This is a genomic window from Thalassospira povalilytica, from assembly GCF_002844235.1.
In the GTDB taxonomy this organism is placed as follows: Bacteria; Pseudomonadota; Alphaproteobacteria; order Rhodospirillales; family Thalassospiraceae; genus Thalassospira; species Thalassospira povalilytica.
On sequence record NZ_PGTS01000003.1, the window covers coordinates 19,546 to 40,184 of the forward strand.

General features: G+C 56.0%; 15 protein-coding genes. 5 read left to right on the forward strand and 10 right to left on the reverse strand.

The window, feature by feature from the left end; translation table 11 throughout:
- Nucleotides 1–93: 93 nt before the first annotated feature.
- Genes addA through tsaE form a run of 5 tightly spaced genes read right to left on the reverse strand, consistent with a single transcriptional unit; the run spans nucleotide 94 to nucleotide 9,116 of the window.
- A complete protein-coding gene (addA, locus tag CU041_RS08535; RefSeq protein WP_101246500.1) occupies nucleotides 94–3,558 on the reverse strand; it encodes a double-strand break repair helicase AddA in 3,465 nt (1,154 codons plus the stop codon).
- Complete coding sequence (gene addB, locus CU041_RS08540; protein ID WP_233433052.1) at nucleotides 3,555–6,758, reverse strand: double-strand break repair protein AddB; 3,204 nt, start codon at nucleotides 6,756–6,758, stop codon at nucleotides 3,555–3,557. The genes addA and addB overlap by 4 nt, the downstream gene beginning before the upstream one ends.
- Complete coding sequence (locus CU041_RS08545; RefSeq protein WP_101246501.1) at nucleotides 6,758–7,519, reverse strand: nucleotidyltransferase family protein; 762 nt, start codon at nucleotides 7,517–7,519, stop codon at nucleotides 6,758–6,760. Before CU041_RS08545 ends, addB begins: the two co-directional genes overlap by 1 nt.
- The gene (locus CU041_RS08550; RefSeq protein WP_101246502.1) at nucleotides 7,516–8,643 is read right to left on the reverse strand and encodes an aminoglycoside phosphotransferase family protein; all 1,128 of its coding nucleotides are present in this window, start codon (nucleotides 8,641–8,643) and stop codon (nucleotides 7,516–7,518) included. The genes CU041_RS08545 and CU041_RS08550 overlap by 4 nt, the downstream gene beginning before the upstream one ends.
- Nucleotides 8,640–9,116, reverse strand: a complete 477-nt coding sequence (tsaE, locus tag CU041_RS08555) for a tRNA (adenosine(37)-N6)-threonylcarbamoyltransferase complex ATPase subunit type 1 TsaE (protein WP_101246503.1) — start codon at nucleotides 9,114–9,116, stop codon at nucleotides 8,640–8,642. The genes CU041_RS08550 and tsaE overlap by 4 nt, the downstream gene beginning before the upstream one ends.
- Before the next feature lie 242 nt (nucleotides 9,117–9,358).
- Here tsaE and CU041_RS08560 point away from each other — a divergent pair, with 242 nt between their 5' ends.
- Complete coding sequence (locus tag CU041_RS08560) at nucleotides 9,359–10,381, forward strand: NAD(P)/FAD-dependent oxidoreductase (RefSeq protein ID WP_170310180.1); 1,023 nt, start codon at nucleotides 9,359–9,361, stop codon at nucleotides 10,379–10,381.
- Nucleotides 10,382–10,421: 40 nt separating this feature from the next.
- Nucleotides 10,422–10,820, forward strand: coding sequence for a GFA family protein (locus CU041_RS08565; RefSeq protein WP_101246504.1), 399 nt, complete (start codon nucleotides 10,422–10,424; stop codon nucleotides 10,818–10,820).
- Nucleotides 10,821–10,828: 8 nt separating this feature from the next.
- Here the strand turns inward: CU041_RS08565 and CU041_RS08570 are convergent, their stop codons facing one another.
- Together CU041_RS08570 and CU041_RS08575 are read right to left on the reverse strand one after the other, a co-directional pair.
- The gene (locus tag CU041_RS08570; protein ID WP_101246996.1) at nucleotides 10,829–11,626 is read right to left on the reverse strand and encodes an SDR family oxidoreductase; all 798 of its coding nucleotides are present in this window, start codon (nucleotides 11,624–11,626) and stop codon (nucleotides 10,829–10,831) included.
- A 44-nt stretch (nucleotides 11,627–11,670) separates the two neighbouring features.
- Complete coding sequence (locus CU041_RS08575) at nucleotides 11,671–11,991, reverse strand: nuclear transport factor 2 family protein (protein WP_170310181.1); 321 nt, start codon at nucleotides 11,989–11,991, stop codon at nucleotides 11,671–11,673.
- A 105-nt stretch (nucleotides 11,992–12,096) separates the two neighbouring features.
- On the opposite strand from CU041_RS08575, the gene CU041_RS08580 reads away from it, so the two are divergent.
- A complete protein-coding gene (locus CU041_RS08580) occupies nucleotides 12,097–12,453 on the forward strand; it encodes a winged helix-turn-helix transcriptional regulator (protein WP_101246505.1) in 357 nt (118 codons plus the stop codon).
- A 36-nt stretch (nucleotides 12,454–12,489) separates the two neighbouring features.
- Here the strand turns inward: CU041_RS08580 and CU041_RS08585 are convergent, their stop codons facing one another.
- Nucleotides 12,490–12,954 (reverse strand): heme-degrading domain-containing protein, encoded by a 465-nt coding sequence (locus CU041_RS08585; RefSeq protein WP_101246998.1) that lies wholly within the window; start codon nucleotides 12,952–12,954, stop codon nucleotides 12,490–12,492.
- A gap of 135 nt (nucleotides 12,955–13,089) precedes the next feature.
- On the reverse strand, nucleotides 13,090–14,895 hold the full coding sequence (lepA, locus tag CU041_RS08590; RefSeq protein WP_101246506.1) for a translation elongation factor 4: 1,806 nt from the start codon (nucleotides 14,893–14,895) through the stop codon (nucleotides 13,090–13,092).
- Nucleotides 14,896–15,454: 559 nt separating this feature from the next.
- On the opposite strand from lepA, the gene CU041_RS08595 reads away from it, so the two are divergent.
- On the forward strand, nucleotides 15,455–17,497 hold the full coding sequence (locus tag CU041_RS08595; RefSeq protein WP_228194758.1) for a sensor histidine kinase: 2,043 nt from the start codon (nucleotides 15,455–15,457) through the stop codon (nucleotides 17,495–17,497).
- 150 nt (nucleotides 17,498–17,647) lie between these two features.
- On the forward strand, nucleotides 17,648–18,121 hold the full coding sequence (locus CU041_RS08600; RefSeq protein ID WP_101246508.1) for a hypothetical protein: 474 nt from the start codon (nucleotides 17,648–17,650) through the stop codon (nucleotides 18,119–18,121).
- A 105-nt stretch (nucleotides 18,122–18,226) separates the two neighbouring features.
- On the opposite strand, the gene pheT is transcribed toward CU041_RS08600, so the two are convergent.
- Nucleotides 18,227–20,635 carry a phenylalanine--tRNA ligase subunit beta gene (gene pheT, locus CU041_RS08605; RefSeq protein WP_101246509.1) on the reverse strand — a complete coding sequence of 803 codons (2,409 nt, stop codon included), beginning with the start codon at nucleotides 20,633–20,635 and terminating at the stop codon, nucleotides 18,227–18,229.
- Between the last annotated feature and the right edge of the window lie 4 nt (nucleotides 20,636–20,639).

Genomic DNA, 20,639 nt, shown 5'->3' on the forward strand with positions numbered 1-20,639 from the left:
CGCAAACGTCAAGCGCATTGGGCGACTAGCGGCCATGTCACCCACGCCAGACCCCGTGTTTTGCAGAGTCGGCCAAGGCCCTTTTTATCTCGATCAGCCAAATGTCAGAATATGGTCGGGAAGCTCCACCATCCATGGCCCGTTGGTCCACAAAATGAAACAACGGACCTTTTTGCCCGGATACATTTGAGCAAGGGCCGCCCGGTAAATCGACATCTGTCGACGGTATGCCTTTGGCGTGCCTTCCACATCACGTGGCGGCGGGCGGTTGGTCTTGTAATCAACGATCATGACATCGTCATCGCGCACGACCAGACGGTCAATCTGGGCCGACACCACATCACCGCCAACAATACCGACCAACGGCACCTCGGCCCGTGATCCCGGCGCAAAGACCGGGGCAAAATCGGGATTATTGAAAATGGCGATGGTTTCATTCGCAATTTCGGCCTGCTGATCCGGTTCAAGCGCGTGAACAGGCTGTGCCAGGAAGCGTTCCGCCGCCCCGCGACGCATATCTGCGGGCAGATCAGGCAACAGTTCCAGAAGCTTGTGAATCAAAATGCCGCGTTTGAAGCTTTGCCCCTGATCCCCGCCCAAGGGCGATTGAACGGCCGGTTCTTCTTCGAGCGGACGACTGGGGGCCAATGGTTTGGGCGGGAAGGATTCTTGTGGTGCGACCGCCCGAATAAGGCTGCGCGCGGCAGTTTGTCGGGTTGCCGTACCGGTTTCAACCCGGTCGGGTTTGGGTTCTTCGGACTGATCGGTTTCCCAAATCCATCCTTCGCCCGACCAGCCGGAACCGGAATAGGCACCAAGATCAATCTGGGCCGGTTTGGCATAGCCTTCCATCGCCTGTTGGCACAGATTGTACCAGCAATGTTCAGCTGCCTTGCGCCGCCCCTGCCAGCCGCAAATGTAAAGCCTGTCTTCGGCACGGGTCAGGGCAACATACAGCAGGCGGTTATATTCCTGATCGCGCTTAACGGCGATGGCATCGCGCAGACGCGACACCACATCGGTTTCCAGTGCCACGCGCGGCAACCAGAACATCAGGTTTTTGTCTTCCTGCCAGAACAGGTTGGGGGCCTGTGTCGGTACTTGCATGGTATCGGGCAAAAACACGATCGGTGCCTGAAGGCCCTTGGCCCCGTGTACGGTCATGATGCGAACTTCATCGCGGCCGCTTTGTTCAAGGTCACGCTTGATTTCGGCATCCCCGGCCATCAGCCAGTGCAGGAAACCCTGCAAGGTCGGGGCGTGATCGGCCTCATAACCCATGGCAAGGTTCAGGAATTCGTCAATCGGATCATTGGCCTCGATCCCGAGACGCCCGACCAGACGAGCCCGAACACCGCGCGCATCGTCACCGCGCCCGCCCAGCAATTCGGCATAAAGTTCAAACGGGCGTTCGTAATCAACCCGGCCCAGCCATTTGAACAAAAACGCATAGGCACGGGCAAAGATCGATCCGTCATCCACCGCCCCGGCCTTTTCACGCAAGGCATGCCAAAGCGTTCTTGGGCGGTTATGGGCAACTTCAAACAACTGGTCATCGTTCAAGCCGATCAACGGGCTTTTAAGCACCTCGGCCAGTGTCAGGTCATCTTCGGGCATCAACAGGAACCGCCCGAATGCCACAAGATCCATCACTGCAAGCTGATCGGTGATCTGCATACGGTCAACACCGGCGACCGGAACATTGCGTTCTTTCAGCGCCTTGACGACCTCGTCAACGAACGCGGTACGACGGCGCACCAGGATCATGAAATCACCGGCGCGCACCGGACGGCCGCGGGATGTCAGGATTTCCTTTGCATCGATTGCATGGCGAATGCGCCCGGCAATGACGCGGGCCAACCTGATTTCCGGGTCTTCAAGGCGCACAATCCGGGTCGGTGGCGTCCACGGGTCTTCGGGGGCACGTTCCTGTGGCTCGACCGCAGGCCAAAGTTCAATGCGGCCTGCCTGCCCGACGCGAAACGGGCTATGGGCGACATCCGCACCATCATCCCCGACCCCTTGCTTGGCCACCGGTCCGGCAAAGACACGATCCACCGTGCCCAACACCGCATCGGTAGAGCGGAAGGAAATGTTCATCGGCACTTCGCGCCACTCGGCAGCAATTTCATTTGCCCGTTCGCGGAAATAACGGCGCATTTCGGCGAATTTTTCCGGATCGGCACGCTGGAAGCTGTAAATCGATTGTTTCGCATCCCCGACGGCAAAGATCGTGCGTGGCTTATCGGCATGCCGACCGGCATCGATAAAGAACTCCTCGGCCAGGATGCGCACCACTTCCCACTGTTCGGGGTTGGTATCCTGCGCCTCGTCAATCAGGACGTGGTCAAGGCCTTCGTCGAGTTTGAACAACACCCACCCGGCAATCCCGGCCTGACGTTGCAAAAGCTGCAAGCTGGTCAGGATCAGGTCATCGTAATCAAGCCGCGCATGCAGCGCCTTTTTGGTGGCATAGCGATCAAGCATCGCATTACCGATGGTAATTAGCGCCGATGTCGCCCCGGCCATGGAAGCCGCCTTGCGCTGACGGTCAATTTCGATCAGACGCGCACATTCCTGTTCAAGGGCATCGGCCCCCATCGGGTGGTTTTCCGCCGCCCCCTTGGTGATCAGTTTGGCGCGCGGTTCACCCGCGGTCGTAAAGAACACGCTGCGATAATCATTAAACACCGCCAAGCGGTCTTCGACCGTGGTCTTTTCCAAAAATTGCGCCAGTGCCGGCACACGGGCCTTATCGGTTTTGGTTCCGGCTTCAAGGGCGGCAAGACCGCGCATCAATCCGTCACGGTCAAAGGCATCATCGGATAGCGCCTTGGCAAGAATGGCTTCCTCGTTAACACCGACCGGCACGCCAAGCGCCTTATAGACCGCTTCGCGCATGCGATTGGCCCCACCCAGATTGGCCAGCATCCGTTTAAGACGGCCACGTTCGCGGGCCAGTTCGCCCATGACTTCGCCAAATGCGCCTTCGCGGACCTGTCCGGTGACAACCGAAAGTGCCTTGGCCAGATCTTCGTCGCGCCCCGTACGGGCAAAGGCCAGAACTTCTTCCTGCACATCGGCCATGGTTTCGGCGGCTGTGCGGTCATCCATGATTTCGAAATGCGGGGCAAGGCCCGCTTCAAGCGGGAAACGACGCAGCAGTGACTGGCAGAATGCGTGGATGGTCTGGATTTTCATCCCGCCCGGCGCATCAAGAACACGGGCAAAGAGCTGACGCGCACGGATGGTTTCATCGGCACTGGGCGCCGATCCGGCCAGATTGGCCAGATCATCATGCAATGCGCGGTCTTCCATCGTCGCCCAGCGGCCCAGCCGTTCATTGACACGGTTGGCCATCTCGGCGGCGGCTGCCTTGGTAAAGGTCAAACACAGAATGCGATGGGGTTCGGTGCCCGACAGCATCAACCGCAATACCCGGTCAGACAACACCTTGGTCTTGCCTGCCCCCGCCGATGCCGACACCCACACCGATGCAGTTGGATCGGACGCATTGCGTTGCAGGACATTGGGATCCGTACCGCGCATTTCGGTCATGACTTTTCCCCTTTTCCCGCATCAGGATTTGCAACGATCTTAGCGCTAACATCACCATTTTCCGCACCGTCCGCATGGGCGTCGATATCCTCACTGCCCATCCATTCACGCAGGCGCGACAGATGCACATAATCGGAATATTTCGGCGCGTGATCCGGGTGCGGGACACTCAGATACGGCGTGTCGGGATCAGCGAAGGCTGCGGCCAGACCATTCACACCTTCCACGGCCTCGTGCGCCAGGGCGGCGGGCGTGGTTTTCATGCGGGCGGTATTAATCTCGACAATTTCACCGGCCGGATCACCGCCCGATAGCTTCCAGAATGCCATGCTGGCCGGTGGCCCGGCGGGCACATCGCCAAATCCGCCCTTTTCGGCAATCGCGGCTTCAAGCGGCAATTGTGGAGCAAAGCCGTTGGCAACGTCCCCCTGACTGGGCGGAGCACCGGTCTTATAGTCAATGATCGCAATGCCACCATCACGAAGCTGATCAATACGATCGGCCCGGGCATAGACCTGAAAACCGCTGCTGGTATCGAGGGTTCCGGCCTGTTCGGTATAGGACCGGCGCACCGCATCACGCCTTGTGGCTTCGGTCTGGATGAACCATTTGGCAATGCGTTCAAAGCGCGGCCACCAGAATGCCCAAAGCCCCGGGCGTGCTGCCAGCGGCCGGAAGACTTCGTGCCCGATAATCAGCAATTCCTGTTCGCCGTCGGGTGGCAAATGATCGGGATGGCGGGCAATGAATTGATCAAGGGCATCATGGATCAGATTGCCGTAATCCGCCGCGCCGGGATCTTCATCAACCCCGTCAAGTTTGCGCAAACCCAGAATATGGCGGGCATAGATCGCATAAGGATCGCGCATCCATGTTTCGATCTGGGTTACCGACAAACGTTGCGGACGGGCCGATACCGGTGGTCTTGGGGCCGGACGCCCGATCCTGATCCGCATTTCGTCAGTCGGCTCGTCAAGGGTTTCGGCCAAGGCACGCCAGTCGGCCGCATCGGATTTTTCCATCGAAACACCCGATTTCCGCAGAATGTTTTCAATCCGTAACAACCACCGCGACGGTACTGTCGGCGTGCCTTCGATACGCAATGCGCGGGTCATCACCACATCTGGCGAACAAAACAGTTGCTGAAAATCATGGGCCGATTGCCCGACCCGATGTTCGGGGGCCGGAAGACCGAAATTACGACGCATCGGGCGGCTCATCCACGGGTCGGCCCCGGCTTCTGGCGGCCAGACGCCTTCGTTCAGGCCCCCCAGAATGGTCAGATCGGCCTGTTGCATCTGGGCTTCGACCGTACCCCAGATAAACAAACGCGGATGTTTGCCATAGCGCGGGCGCACCGCACGATCAGCCATCAATGCATCGAGAAACGCGCCATAACGATTGCCCGGCATTGGCACAAACTCGCCCAGGGCATTCAGCAATTCATGCACGAAATCGGCCAATGCCTCGCCCGCTTCGCCGCGCCAAAGTCGGTCTGCACCCGATTGGGTATCGCTTGCGGCCAATGCCTCGGCTGCGGTGATATGACAACGCAGGGCATGAACCGGCGACAGGGCCTTTTCCGCATTCAGATCCGACAGACTTTCAAGACAGGCCGCACAACGCGCGACCAGATCAGACAGCCGATCATGATCATCGCGTATCCGTTCAAACCGGGCCGGGGCACTGTCCGATCCGCTTGCCGTCAGGCGTTCGATAGCCTCGTCACGCCAACCATCAAGGGCGGTTTGCAAACCATCCAGTCCGGGGCCCGGACGCGCCCCGCGCAACACTTCCTTTTCCAGAAGTCGGGTCAGAACACGGAATGTTTCCGGCGACAAACCGGCAGCCGACAAGGGATGTTTGAGAAGCTCCAGCAACGGAACCGGTGCGAATTCTTCCTGAACCGCACGCACGACAAGGCGCAGGTAAATGGCAGGCGCCGTGTCATGAAGCGGAATACCCGCCGAATCATCAATTTCAACTTCCCACCGGCGAAGCTCGGTTGCAACACGGCGTGCCAAGCCACGATCGGGGGTCACCAGCGCACAGGTCTTGCCGGGATGTTCAAGGGCCTCGCGCATCATCAATGCGATTGTCGTTGCCTCTTCCCGAGCACCCGAACAGTCAACACGCAACACCCCATCAAGCACATCAGGCGCAAAGCCCGTGATATGCCGCCAGTGATGGGTGGTTTTGGCCGGACGCAGGGCTTCGCGGGCCAGACGACGGCGTTCGATGGTGGCATCCGACTCTTCGCCTAGTGCGGGCCATGGCAGCACACTGTCGGCATGACGTCCGATATGGCGCAATGTCTTGCCCAGCAAATGCTGGGGATGGGTGGCGTCCTCATTGATCGCGGCCCAGTCTTCGTGATTAAGCCCCTTCATCAGACCGGGCAGAACCACGCGCCCCTTGGGTATCCCAAGAACTGCACGCATCAGATCACGCAATGCCGGAAACGGCCCGGTCGACCCAACAATCAAAACCGGGTTTTGTGGCGGATTGGCATCCCAAAGATCAATCTGCGCCTTGATCAGGGCATTGCGGCGCATCGCCCGGTCACTGACATCCTGGGAGGCCAGAATACCCGGCCAATGCAGGGTCAGGATTTGCAGGAATTCAAGCGTCAGTTGCCAATGCTCGGCAAATTCTTCGGGCACCAAGCCTTCAAGATCATCAAAGGCGCAGTTTTCGGTCTGTACCTGATCCAGGAAACGGGCCAGTTCCCCGGCAAGACGGGCGGCCTGATCGGCGGTCGGTTTTTCACCGCGGTGATCGGGCCGGTTCATGATCAACCGGGTCAAAAGCAGTTTTCGTTGCAGGTCCGGAATGGCTGGCGGAAGATCAAGGGCCGCCTGTTCCCCGCCGGCACCATAGATCGCCAGTTCGTCTTCGTCGGCCTCGCCCAGTGGCCGGATGGTCGGAAGCAGGGTGACCGCGCCATTCGATTGGCGCAGAAAAGCATCGCGCATCACCTTGGCCGACCGGCGATTGGGCACCATCAAAACATAATCGGGCAAGGCGACTGGCTGATCAGCGGTTTCTGCGATCAGTTGCCTGGCGATCAGATCGGCAAAAGCTTCGCCCGGCGGGATAAAGAACAGGTTTTGCGCAAGCGCTTCTTCACCGCCAAACGGGTCCGCGCCGCCATCATCGGGATATTCGGGTGCGTCCATGTAATCAAATAGGTCCGCCATTACTTGCCCCCGGCTGCGGCTTGTTTGTCGCGTTCGATTTCAAGCGCCCGGGCAATGACCGGTTCGGAGTCCGAAAGGGCTTCGGGGGTTCCGATATGAAAATGCCCGCCATCATGGACAAGCCCGTAACACCGCCCTTCTGCCAGCGCCTTGTCATAAACGACGTTCAGCGAAAAGGCCCCGTCCGGGGTGTTTTCAAACAGCCGCGGGGACAGGACCTGAACCCCGGTAAAGAAATAAGGCGCGCTTGCCGCGTCGCCGCGACGTTTTAACCGCCCATCAACCTGCCAGAAGAAATCACCGGCGCCATCATAGCCATATCCATCCGCCACCGGATAGATCGCCAAAAGCGCATCCATATGATCAGGATCAAAGGCACTGATCAGGCGATCAAACAAGGCTTCCCGTCCCTCGGTCCAGAAGACATCGGCATTGGCAATCAGGATCGCCTCACGGTCCAGCAACGGCAGGGCCTTTTTCACCCCGCCCCCGGTTTCCAGAAGGTCAACTTCCGGCGAGGTCACGACCATCGGTGCCGCCCGTGCCGCAACATGATCGGCAATCATCTGGCCAAGGTAGTGGCAATTGACCACCGCCTGATCAAACCCGGCCGCTGCCAGCTTATCAAGCACATGATCAAGCATCGGCTTGCCTGCCACCGGCACCAGCGGTTTGGGCATGGTATCGGTGATCGGGCGCATCCGTTTGCCAAGACCGGCGGCCAGTACCATTGCCTGTGCGCGATGATTGTTGCTGGTCATGGATGCGCCTTTCGGGTCGGGGTGGTGGCCAAATTTGTCGCAAGATCGGGTGCCTTACGTGCCGGTTCGGGGATATGGGTTTGGACCCAGTCTGCAAGGGCTGGCAAATGGTCACCCGCCCCGCGCAGGATCAGATCCCAACAGCGCGGGATATAGTCAAAATATCGCGTTTTCCCGGCCTTGACCGCAAGCCAGCCAAACCGACCAAGAATACGGAAATTACGAACCATCGATGTCGCCACATATGACGTTTCGAAATCGGAATGATCAACATTCGGAAAGGCCGCCAGATAAAACTGCTTCATCCGGTTTTCAAGATCAGGGCCGATATCATGGCGCACATCGCGCATAAGCGACGCCAGATCATAGGGGCGCGTGGCAATCGCGGCATCCTGAAAATCAATGATGCCGCAATCATCGCCGCCATCGCCATTTTCGACCAGCATCAGGTTATCGACATGATAATCACGATGAATAATCACTTCACCCGCCTGCCAGCACATCGGCAATACATCATCCAGTAACCGGTCAAATGCGGCAATTGCGTCGGCGCGCCTGGCTTCGTCGTCAATGATCAGTGGCAGATAGTCATTCTTGAAACTGGCCAGCATCTTGCGGAAGTTATCCGGGCCATACTGGACAAGGCCACTGTCTTGCATGCCACCACCATCGCAGAAGCGATGCAGAATGATCAGTTGTTCGACCGCACGAAGATAAAGCCCGTCCTTGCCTGTCCCATCCATCATGGCCCCGGCCTGAAGCGCGCGGGTAAAGGTGATATCGCCAAAATCCTCGATCAGGACAAGACCGCGTTTTTCATCGGACGCCTGGATGTGCGGCACCCGCCAACCGGCACGTTCAAACAGCGGCGTCGTATGCAGAACCGGGGCAACCGATGCCGGGCGTTCGGGATCATCGTAAATGCCATGCGGATCGACATGGATCGCACTGGGCGGGAAATCCATCAAAAGGGCCGTGTCATGACGACGTTCAAGCCGGAAATATTTGCGCGCTGATGCATCATCGACCAGCGGGGAAACCTGTGCATTTTGCCAGCCACACGACACCAGAAAATCCTGGCGTTCGAAATTGCGGCGTTCCTGATCGGGGGTCGCGCGGCTCATACCCCGTCCCCTGCCAGCTGATCAATGCGCTTCACCCAGTCATCCCCGCTTGGTTCAAGGATGAACACCCGCCCATCGGGGGTTGATCCGGGTTCGATATGAATATCAAGACGGTTTTCCGGGGTCAGATATTCCAGCCGGTCGGGCCATTCAATCAGGCTGACGGCATCGGCAAAGGCGTCCTCGATATCGAGTTCGTGGATTTCTTCGGGGTCAGACAGGCGATAGAGATCAAAATGCCAGACCGGCAGACGATCAAGTTCGTAAATCTGAACCAGCGTGAAGGTCGGGCTTGGGACTTCTTCATGCGGATTATCGGCAACGGCCCGGATGAAGGCCCGGCAAAACGCACTTTTGCCCATGCCCAATGTGCCATGCATCAAAATCACATCACCCGGCTTGGCGATGGCGGCAAGGCGCGTGGCAAAGGCTTCGGTCCCGGTTTGATCACTGACAGTGACTGTCTTGCTCATGATATCCGTTCATTGAATGGGATCTGTTTGTTCTGTTGTAGGGTGACTGACCGTCCCTTCGCAATGATTTTACAAAATCCCGATTGCATGCACAGCAAAACAGGCCGCACATGGCAAATTTGCCCGGTTTACGTTGCGATAAATGCCCCCAGATGCTATTTCGCAGCTAACAGTTTTCCCGCAGATCGTCGGGCAAAGGTCGCGACCTGGCCCAAACTTGATTTTAGTTGGATGGAATAAGTATGTCAGACGCATCAAACAGCACAGATATTGCCATTATTGGCGCAGGCCCGGTCGGGCTTTTTGCGGTTTTCGAAGCCGGTATGCTGGGGCTTAAATCCCATGTGATTGATGCGCTTGAAATGGTTGGCGGCCAGTGCAGCGCCCTTTACCCGGAAAAGCCGATTTTCGACATCCCGGCCCATCCGCAGATTGCCGGTCAGGACCTTATTGATCAGCTGGCCAAACAGGCCGAGCCGTTCGAGCCGACCTATCACCTGGGCCAGCAGGTCATCAAACTTGAAAAACGCGACGATGGCCGTTTCACGCTTGAAACCAATACCGGCACGGTGATTGACGCCGGTGCGGTCGTGATTGCCGCTGGTTGCGGTGCCTTTGGCCCGAACAAGCCGCCGATGGATGGCCTTGAAGATTACGAGGGTTCCGGTGGCGTTCAGTATTACGTCAAACGTCGTGCCGATTTCGCCGGCAAGAAGGTTGTGATTGCCGGTGGCGGTGATTCGGCCGTTGACTGGGCATTGTCGCTTCATGATGTCGCCGAAAAGGTGATGGTTGTCCACCGTCGCCCGAAATTCCGCGCCGCGCCCGACAGCAGCGCAAAGCTTCAGGCACTGGCAGAAGCCGGCAAGATCGAAATGGTCATCCCCTATCAGCTTAAGGGCCTTAAGGGTGAAAACGGCAATCTGTCACATGTGGTTGTCGCGACGCTTAAGGGCGAAGAGCGCGAACTGGAAGCCGATCACCTTCTGCCGTTCTTTGGCCTTGCCATGGAACTTGGTCCGATTGCCGACTGGGGCCTTAACCTTGATAAAAGCCATATCGGCGTAACCCAGGGTACGATGCAGACATCGGTTCCGGGCATTTTCGCGATCGGTGATATCGCGACCTATGAACATAAACTGAAACTGATCCTTTCGGGCTTTGCCGAAGGTGCCAGCGCAATCCACGCGGCGCGTTCCTATCTGTTCCCGGACAAGGAATTCCACTTCGAATATTCGACCACCACGGGTGTTCCCAACGAATAATCGAAGCCGGTCCAAAACCACCATTTCAGGAAAGCGCACCATGACCACGTATAATCCAACCCATTCCGGTGGATGTCTGTGTGGCGCGGTGCGCTTTGTTGCTTCTGGTGATCCGGTTGGCGGCAATCATTGCCATTGCGACATGTGCCGGAAAGACAGCGGATCGGGGGTTTCGACCTTTGTCACCTTTGCGACCGGTTCTGTGACGTGGGATGGCAAGCCCACCGATTATGAAAGCTCGCCTGGCAAGTTTCGCGGATTTTGCCCGAAATGCGGATCAAGCATCACCTGGCGGAATGGCGCCAATGACAGCACCATCGACATCCGGCTTGGCAGCTTTGACGACCCGCGCCCGTTCAAGGCCCGCAAACATTTGTGGATGCGTAACGCCCTTGAAAGCTTTGCCGGAATTGATCCCGATATCGAACATATCGACTGATATTCAATTCAAACGGTCGGGATCGTGCCGCAATCGATCGTATATTCCGCACCATGAATGGCCGATGCGCGTTGTGACACCAGAAATGCCACCAGTTCGGCAATTTCATCCGGAACAGCCGGCCGCCCCAGCGAAATACCACCCAAAGCATCAAGAATAGATTGCCTGGCGGCATCTTCGGTCATGTTTCCGCCCTTTGCGATGCGCGATACCATCGCCTTGGCCGCATCGGTATATATCCAGCCCGGGGCGATGCTGTTGACGCGGATGCCTTTGGGACCAACTTCCTTTGACAAGGATTTGCTGTATGTCGTCAAAGCCGCCTTGGCCGCGGCATAAGCCGTGGTTGCGTCATGAAGTGGCAGTTGGCGTTGAATAGATGACGTATGCAAAACAACACCCTGCCCGTTCCTGATCATCGCGGGCAATATGATGCGATCCAGCCTGACAGCAGAAAGCAGGTTCAGGTTTAATTCCTGCATCCAGATATCATCATCAATGACCGCAAATCCGCCCGACGGCGCGGTTGAGCCCCCAACAACATGAATAAGAATATCCACATGCCCAAAGTGCGATAATGCGGCCTCACCAAACCTTTTGACATCGGCCGGATCGGTCAGGTCGGCCTGTATATATGGCCCGTGTTCCAGATCATCGGGCTTTGACGACCGACCCGCAGTCAAAATGTCGGCACCCGCAGTTTTAAGCCGGTCGTAAATGGCCTTGCCTGCCCCTTGGGTTCCGCCGGTCAGCACAACTGTTTTGCCGGCGAATTCTTGGTCGAAACCCGCTTGATGCATGGTCATGTTCATCGCTTTCATCAACTCGTTAAAACTGTTGGCAGGTGTGACTATGAAATTGAAAGACGGTGAATAAGCCCGTCACAAAGCGTGAAGCGGTAATCAAGCATCACTGGACTGCCGGGAAAGTTTCCCGACACCTTGGCGCGCACAATGACGTCGCCTGCATCATTGGTCAGTTCTTGGGGTTCGGCGTGGAAGTCGTATTTTTGTCGTGCTGCGGCCTGCCATGCGTTGATTTCCGCATGGCCACGATGTGTGTTGCTTTCGTCATGAACGACCGCGTCACTGGAAAACGCCCGCAGATCAATGGACCCGTCATGCTTTCCGGAAAAATATCGATCGATCGGTGATGGAAGGATCGGTTTCATGGTCTGGACTCCTGATTGGATGATTGTCAGACCGCGATATTTTGCCTTAACTTACTTTTTGTGAAGTACGCACTTAAAAGTAAGTTAGTGAGCATAAGGTAGGAAATGGGGAAACAATACACACCCGATAGTGCGGCATCTGATGTCGAGGCCATTCTGCGGATGCTCGAAGGTCGATGGAAACTGGTGATCCTGTTTCACCTGTTCGGTGGCAAGACGCAGCGTTATTCCGACCTTGAACGTCTTATTCCGGCGATTTCACAAAAAATGCTGGCCCAGCAGTTACGACAACTTGAAGCCGACGGCATCATAAAGCGCAAGGTGTACCCGCAAGTCCCGCCCAAGGTGGAATACAGCATGACCGACTGGGGACAATCATTGTGCCCGGCACTGGATGCACTTTTGAAATGGGCAGAAGCACGCCCGGCTACAACGGGAGCAGAATCAGAAGCAGAAAGCTGACAGCTTGTTCTTGGCAGAACGGGCCTGCCCCCCGGGTCAGAGACCGGGATCTATTTTCAGATAGGCCGCCAGAACATCAACAATCATGCCGTGATCTTCGTGCGATGCCAGTCCAGATACCGTAATCGCACCAATGACCCCGACACCGGCAACCCGGATCGGGAAACTGCCGCCATGATCGGCGAAATCGGCAAAATCAATCCCGTGATCGGCCAGCGTCTTGCCCTTGGCCTTAAGCGCCATGCCAAAACGCATTGAACTTTCATGTTCGCGCAAGGTCAGGTTGCTTTTGCGACGCGCCCAGGCGTCATTGGCCGGTTTGGCACCGGGCAAGGATACATGAAACAGTGTGCGGTCAGGGGTTCGGATATCAACCACCACAGGCGCATTCTGGGCGCGCGCGACCGCAACCAGTTTTGAGCCGATGGTCCATGCCGTATCCTCGTCAAAGCGATCAAAGACCAGCTTTTCTTCCTGACGGGCGAGAAGGTCGAGATCCATGGACGGTTCCTTGGCAACGGTGTTTGATGATCTTGCTTCATCCATAACGCAGCTTTGGCATTGATGGAAACAGCAAAGAAAAAAGGCTGCACCCATAACGGGATACAGCCTTTGTTTCGATATCGTAATTTCAGCTTATTTATCGTCGCCCATCTTGAGCGCATTGATAAAGGCCGATTGCGGAATTTCGACCTTGCCGAACTGACGCATCTTTTTCTTACCGGCCTTCTGTTTTTCCAGAAGTTTACGTTTACGCGAAACGTCACCGCCGTAACATTTTGCCGTCACGTCCTTACGCAGGGCTGATACGGTTTCACGGGCAATCACCTTGCCGCCGATGGCGGCCTGAATGGCGATGCGGAACATCTGGCGCGGAATAAGGTCCTTGAGACGTTTACAAATCTCGCGACCACGATATTCAGCAGCCGAACGGTGCACCATCAATGCCAGCGCATCGACCGGTTCTTCGTTCACAAGGATGGAAACCTTGACCAGATCGCTTTCGTCATAGCCGGCGATCTCGTAGTCGAAGCTTGCATAGCCGCGCGAGATCGATTTCAGGCGGTCATAAAAGTCAAACACCACTTCGTTAAGCGGCAGCTTGTAGACCACCATCGCACGGTTCCCGACATAGGTCAGGTCAAGCTGCACACCACGGCGTTCGGTACACAGGGTCAGGATGCCGCCAAGATAATCATCGGGCACCATGATCGATGCCTTGATCCACGGTTCTTCAATCGCCTTGATCTTGGTGACGTCCGGGAAATCTGCCGGGTTATGAAGCAGGATTTCTTCGCCCTTGCTCATGGTGATCTTGTAGGACACCGACGGGGCGGTCGTGATCAGATCAAGCTCGAACTCGCGTTCCAGACGTTCCTGGATGATTTCGAGATGAAGCAGACCCAGGAAGCCACAGCGGAAACCAAGACCAAGTGCGGTCGAGTTTTCCGGTTCGAACTGGAAGGATGCGTCATTGAGATGCAGCTTTTCAAGCGCATCACGCAGCACTTCATATTCGCTGGTATCGACCGGGAAGATACCACAGAACACGACCGGAATGGACGGTTTGAAACCGGCCAGCGGCTTGGCACAGGGGCGCTTTTCTTCGGTAATGGTGTCACCGACTTCGCATTCTGCCACGGTTTTCATGCCGCAATTGATAAAGCCGACTTCACCCGGGCCCAGTTCATCAAGGGCGAGCGGTTTTGGCGTAAAGACGCCGACACGTTCGATCTGATGGGTGACCTTGGCGTTCATGAAGCGAACTTTCTGCCCTTTTTTGAGCGTCCCTTCCTTCACGCGCACCAGAATCATCACACCAAGATAGGTGTCATACCAGCTGTCCACCAGAAGGACTTCAAGCGGGGCATCCGCATCACCGGTCGGTGCCGGAAGACGATGCACCAGTGCTTCAAGCACGTCGGGAACACCCATGCCGGTCTTGGCCGAAATCATCACGGCTTCGGATGCGTCAATGCCGATGACTTCTTCGATCTGTTCCTTTACGCGGTCGGGTTCGGCAGCCGGAAGATCGACCTTGTTCAATACCGGAACGATTTCGTGGTTGTTTTCAATTGCCTGATAAACGTTGGCAAGGGTCTGTGCTTCGACACCCTGGGCGGCATCCACCACCAGAAGCGATCCTTCACACGCCGCAAGCGACCGCGATACTTCATAGGCAAAGTCCACGTGGCCCGGCGTATCCATCAGGTTGAGCGTATATTCCTGCCCATCCTTGGCGGTGTATTTCAAACGCACGGCCTGTGATTTGATCGTGATGCCGCGTTCACGTTCGATATCCATCGAATCGAGAACCTGATCGGCCATTTCACGTTCGGTCAGGCCACCGGTCAACTGGATCAGACGATCGGCCAGGGTCGATTTGCCGTGGTCGATATGCGCAATGATCGAAAAGTTACGAATGTTCTTAAGGTCAGTCATTTTGGCTGCTTCTGGCACTAAAATTGGCTGGCATTTCGCCGCGTGGCACATATGTTTCGATTTGGTGTGATCCCCCGAACCGGGCGGTTACGATCCACGCAATCAACAAGCTTTCCCATTGCGATCCATCCCGGTCTGCACGCCTGTGTGGCGGCGACTCAAAGGTAGGATCACATCCGGTTACCGGACTGGCATAAACAGGAAAACCCGCCTTGCGTGATCGTCGTATCCGTCAGAAAACCGCATTTTCAATTTTCCGGATCAATCACCAGCGGGTTTATAGGGGTTTTTGCCCGCAATTAGAAGCGTTGTGTTGTGTTTGCAGCCCAACGAATTCACATGCCAGACACGCACCCCATATCAACAGAACGCCGCAACCGGGTGCCAAAGCATCACCCGATCACGCAAACAGGCACAGTTGAAGGCTTTTTCTTTTGCAGTACCTATGAATTCATCTGTTTGTCATCTTTTCAACCGCATGAAAAGAACATAGGTTTTAAAGAGTAAAAACAACAACCTTCCTGACAGGGACAGCCGGGGATACGCGAAGAACATGTTCATGACGTCGATCGAGCCGTCCCTGTCACGGCGCAGCCTGGTGAAATTGCGCAAAAGGCTGGCGGCCCTGACCCTTACGGGTGTGTTTGTCTTGCTGTTTTCGTTCTTCTTTATTCAGAAGACGCTTTATGACAGTGCGGTTGAACATGCCAGTGCCCAGCTTGAAGCAACGGCCTACCGGCTGGGGTCGATGTTGTTGCAACATGACGATGTCGATCTGCAACAGATCGTTAATGACAATTCCACCATCACCGTCGGGGTTCTTGATCAGGACCTTAATCAGATCAAGGGGTTTATCCCGCCGCATCTGATCGGTGATCTGGCGGACTATATCAGCCATCAGAACAATGATCGTGATTCACTGATTTGCGTGCATGGTCAGCAGGTCATGGTTCTGGCATACAGCAAATTGCCCGAACTTGACCGCATTGTGGTGGCCTATACGCCGCGCAGCATCCTGATGGAAAGCTGGCGCGAAGCCATCATCCTGCATGCCCTGATGTTTGTCATGGCGCTGGTGATCATGTGCGGATTGTCGATCTGGCTTTGGCAGCGCCTTAAACGCCAGCATCTGCGGGCGATCAACCTGACGGAGCATTTCAGCGAAACCGAAAACACGCTTTCGGAATGCGGATGCGCTGTCATCAGCTGGCCGGTCGAAAGCAATGATGGCAGGCTTTCCACGCAATTGAACTGGCCGGAAATCCTTGGCCCCACCGACGAAACAGTTGGCCCGTTCATGACCGATTTCCTTGATCGGCTGTCGCCGGCATCAAGGGCCAAATTGCAGGGCCCCCTTATTCAGAACAAATGGCCCGACGAGCGGATTGGCGCGATGGTCGATCTGCGGGTTTCGGGGAGCCAGTTGCAGCGTTTCTATCTGATGGCGCAACGCGTTCAGGAAGATGATCACGAAACCATTTCGGTTTTGCTGCTTGAAACGGCAAGCCATCAGGAACTTTGCCATCCGTTTGAAACCTATTTGCGTCACACGCCCGAACCATCCATCGCAATTGATCAGGACGGGATTTTACGCGGCTTTAGTCCGGCACTCGAAGAGCTTGTCGGATTGCAATTGCACGAAGTGATCGGCAAACATTTCTTCAAGATCTTTGAGCCGGATGATCAGCAATCTGCCATGACCGCGTTTCGTGACCGCGGCCCGGCACATATGATCGGGGACGGCAATTCGATACTGCGCGTGCGTGACCATCACAACCAGGTGCGTTGGCTGGCCTGGCGCGGTACGCGGCCGATTGACGGCATGATCTTTGCCAGTGCGCGCGACGTGACCGAATTTGTCGAAAACGCCAACAAGTTGCGAGATACCCTTGATCAGCTCAAGCGCAGCAACGAAGATCTTGAACAGTTTGCCTATGTTGCATCCCATGACCTGCAACAGCCATTGCGCATGGTGGCAAGCTATACCCAGTTGCTTAAACGTCGTTATGGCGGAACCCTTGATCAGGAAGCCGACGAATATATCGATTATGCCGTTGATGGTGCCAAACGGATGCACAAGCTGATCAGTCATCTGCTTGAATATGCCAAAACCGGCACCAGCGAAGATTTCACCGAAATCGACTGCAATCTTGTTCTGAACGAAGCACAGGCCGATTTGAAAGCCGTGATCAGTCAGGAACATGCCACCATTACCCATGACGATTTGCCGATCATCAAGGGCGACCGGATCGCATTGTCGCGGCTGTTCCAGAATTTGTTGTCGAACGCCATCAAATACCGCCGTCAGGGCGTGCCGCCCCATATCGAAATCACCGTCGAACCGGACCCGGTAATGGGTGATTTCTGGCGGTTCTCGATCCGCGATAACGGGATTGGCATTCATCCCGAACATGCACAGCGCATCTTCCGGCTGTTCCAGCGCCTTCACAAGGATGAATTTTCCGGTACGGGACTTGGTTTGTCATTATGCCGGAAAATCGTGGAACAGCATGGCGGTCGTATCTGGCTTGATACCAGCCGTCCGGTCAGCGACCCGGGCACGACCATCATCTTTACATTACGGGTCAACCGGCCGGACTGATCGGGAAATTGCCCCGCCGGGGCATCCCGAAGACTCCAGAAATACGTCGCATCGCCAGAACGTCACACCGGATGGCAAGCATATTGCTTTGATATCAGGGTATCGGGGCTGCCAGGAAAAAGCTGCCCTGTTGTGGCAATGGAGTGACGCATGTTCAGATTTTCGGCCCTGTCCCGCCCCCGTTTTGGCATCCTGTTTGTGATGCTCGGTACATTGACCATAAGCGCCTGTGGCTCGGACATGCGCACCATGAATAACAGCCACATGCAAAAACTGGCCTATTTCTTTGCCGAACATGAACCGGGCGAACCGTTGCCCCGCGGCTGGAGACGATTGGACGGCCGGGAAATCAATTACCGTTTTGCAAACGAAACATATGCCGTCTACTCAATTGATGAAGATGAACAGCTTTTGGTCATGCATCTTTATGACAATGGCGAAGGCCGCCTTGAAGCCGACGATGATCGCGAACGGTGCGCCTGGAACACCATGATGGATCAGTTGACGATCGAATGCGACGACACCGATATGGAATGGCATGTCTATACCAACGGTCCCGATTTGATTGCGCTTGATCTGGACGAGGAAGAATATGCCATCCTGCGCAAACGGCCGGGTCGGTAAATATTGTCCGGTCGGCGTTTATCACACCGTCGGAATTTCCAAAAGAAAACGGGCCGCCCATTTTCCAATGCGCGGCCCGTTTTGATTTTACATGGTTTACGGCACTTAAGCGCGCAGCGATCCACCGGTTGCCTTTTGAACGGCTTCGACAACCTTTTTACTGACCGCTTCAATTTCTTCTTCGGTCAGGGTTGCCTTGGTCGGCTGCAGGGTGATCGAGAAGGCAAGTGACTTCTTGCCGTCTTCAATGCCCTTGCCTGCATAAAGGTCAAAGATCGTCACATCCGTGATCAATGCACGGTCGGCACTGCGTGCGGCCTTTACGATGGCTTCGGCTTTGACGTCGTCGTCAAGCAGGAAGGCAAAGTCACGCTCGACCGACTGGAAGCTCGATGCGTTCAGTGCCGGGCGTGCGGTGCCTTTTTTCTTGGGCATCGGAATGTTTTCAACAAACAGCTCAAACGCCACGACGCGGCCTTTGACACCAAGTGCTTTGAGCACTTTGGGGTGCAGTTCGCCGAAATAACCAAGCACGTTTTTCGGCCCCAACTGCAAGGCAGCCGATCGACCCGGGTGATACCATGCCGGTGCGCCTTCGGTATTTACCTGAAGGTTGGCCGCATTGGTACCAAGGGCATCCACCAGTGCTTCGACATCGGCTTTGACATCAAAGACATCGACATCACGACGCGAACCGGTCCAGCTGCGCGGGGTTGTTGAACCGGCACGAAGACCCGCTGCGACCAGACGCTGATCACCGGGCTGATCGCCAAAGAATTCCGGACCAACTTCAAACAGCGACAGATCGGCAAAGCCGCGCGCCTGGTTGCGTCCTGCTGCGGCGATCATGTTGATCAATGCGTTCGGACGCATGACATCCAAATCGGAGCTGATCGGGTTTGCCAGATACAGACCTTCTTTGAGTTCGCCAAACAGCTTTGCCCAGCGCGAATCGGTAAAGGACCAGGTCACGGTTTCATAAAGACCACGCGATGCCAGAACACGACGGGTCAGACCGACACGCTTTTGCATCGGCGACAGGGCCGGAACCGGAAGGCTGGTTTCACGTTCCAGCGCAACAGTCGGGATCTTGTCATAGCCGACGATACGCAGGACTTCCTCGACCAGATCGGCTTCACCAATGATGTCCGGACGCCAGGTCGGGGCGACTGCGGTAATAACCGGGGCCGATCCGCTGACTTCAAAGCCAAGTGCGGTCAGGATTTCAATTGCACGGTCGGCCTCAACCGCAACACCGCCAAGTTCAAGAATCCGGTCAATGCGCAGATCAAAGGCATTGCGCGGATTGGGAACTTCGCCCGCCTTAACAACGTGGGAAACTTCACCACCACAGATTTCAGTGATCAGGTGGGTGGCCACTTCCATACCCCAACCGATCGACTGCGGATCAACGCCGCGCTCGAACCGATAGCGGGCATCAGAATTGATCTGAAGCTTACGGCCGGTCTTGGCGATGCTGATCGGATCAAACAGAGCGCATTCGACTAACACATTGACGGTTTCATCAAGGCAGCCGGTTTCTTCGCCACCGATGATGCCACCAATGCCCAGTGCCTTTGCCTGATCGGCAATGACAACCATGGAGTCAGACAGCTCGTATTCCTTGTTATCAAGGGCAGCAATCTTTTCGCCATTGGTCGCATAGCGGACATTGATATCGCCCGACAGTTTGTCGGCATCAAAGACGTGCAACGGACGGCCAAGATCGTGGGTCACAAGGTTGGTGATGTCGACCAGTGCCGAAATCGGGCGCAGACCGATGGCCTCAAGACGGGCTTTGAGCCAGTCCGGGCTTTCACCATTTTTCACGCCACGGATATAACGCCCATAAAATGCCGGGACCGCGTTGTTTGCTGCGATCTCGCCAGAAATGGTCACGCCAATCGGGCTATCAAACGAACCGGCAACCGCTTCCTGACGCGGATCCGCCTTAAGGGTGCCGATACCGGCAGCCGCCAGATCACGTGCAATACCACGCACACCCGTACAATCGGGGCGGTTCGGGGTAAGACCGATTTCAATGATCGGATCATCCGCTCCCAGAACAGCCGCAACCGGTGCACCGATTTCGGCGTCTTCGGGAAGTTCGATGATACCGTCATGATCTTCGCCCAGGCACAGTTCGCGGGTGGAGCACATCATGCCCTGGCTTTCGACACCACGGATTTTGCCCGGTTTCAGCTTGGAACCGTCGATCGGAATGATCGCGCCGGGCTGTGCCAGTGCAACCTTGAGGCCCGTTCGGGCATTCGGCGCACCACAGACGACCTGGATCATCTTGTCACCGGTATTGACCCGGCACAGTTTCAAACGGTCGGCATCGGGATGCTGACCTGCTTCTTCGATATAGGCGACACGGATGTCAGCAAGGGCTGCTGCGCGGTCGGTGACGCTTTCAATTTCCAGACCGATATCGGTCAGTTTTTCGGCAACCACCTCGATCGATGCATCGGTATCAAGGTGCTGTTTCAGCCAATTCAGTGTGAATTTCATAATC

Coding starts and splice junctions, on each gene's coding strand:
- lepA (WP_101246506.1), bottom strand. CDS start 14,895: ATGACTGACCTTAAGAACATTCGTAACTTTTCGATCATTGCGCATATC.
- pheT (WP_101246509.1), bottom strand. CDS start 20,635: ATGAAATTCACACTGAATTGGCTGAAACAGCACCTTGATACCGATGCA.
- CU041_RS08550 (WP_101246502.1), bottom strand. CDS start 8,643: ATGAGCCGCGCGACCCCCGATCAGGAACGCCGCAATTTCGAACGCCAG.
- CU041_RS08575 (WP_170310181.1), bottom strand. CDS start 11,991: ATGAAACCGATCCTTCCATCACCGATCGATCGATATTTTTCCGGAAAG.
- CU041_RS08585 (WP_101246998.1), bottom strand. CDS start 12,954: ATGGATCTCGACCTTCTCGCCCGTCAGGAAGAAAAGCTGGTCTTTGAT.
- CU041_RS08580 (WP_101246505.1), top strand. CDS start 12,097: ATGGGGAAACAATACACACCCGATAGTGCGGCATCTGATGTCGAGGCC.
- CU041_RS08565 (WP_101246504.1), top strand. CDS start 10,422: ATGACCACGTATAATCCAACCCATTCCGGTGGATGTCTGTGTGGCGCG.
- tsaE (WP_101246503.1), bottom strand. CDS start 9,116: ATGAGCAAGACAGTCACTGTCAGTGATCAAACCGGGACCGAAGCCTTT.
- CU041_RS08545 (WP_101246501.1), bottom strand. CDS start 7,519: ATGACCAGCAACAATCATCGCGCACAGGCAATGGTACTGGCCGCCGGT.
- addB (WP_233433052.1), bottom strand. CDS start 6,758: ATGGCGGACCTATTTGATTACATGGACGCACCCGAATATCCCGATGAT.
- CU041_RS08600 (WP_101246508.1), top strand. CDS start 17,648: ATGTTCAGATTTTCGGCCCTGTCCCGCCCCCGTTTTGGCATCCTGTTT.
- CU041_RS08560 (WP_170310180.1), top strand. CDS start 9,359: ATGTCAGACGCATCAAACAGCACAGATATTGCCATTATTGGCGCAGGC.
- CU041_RS08595 (WP_228194758.1), top strand. CDS start 15,455: ATGACGTCGATCGAGCCGTCCCTGTCACGGCGCAGCCTGGTGAAATTG.
- CU041_RS08570 (WP_101246996.1), bottom strand. CDS start 11,626: ATGACCATGCATCAAGCGGGTTTCGACCAAGAATTCGCCGGCAAAACA.
- addA (WP_101246500.1), bottom strand. CDS start 3,558: ATGACCGAAATGCGCGGTACGGATCCCAATGTCCTGCAACGCAATGCG.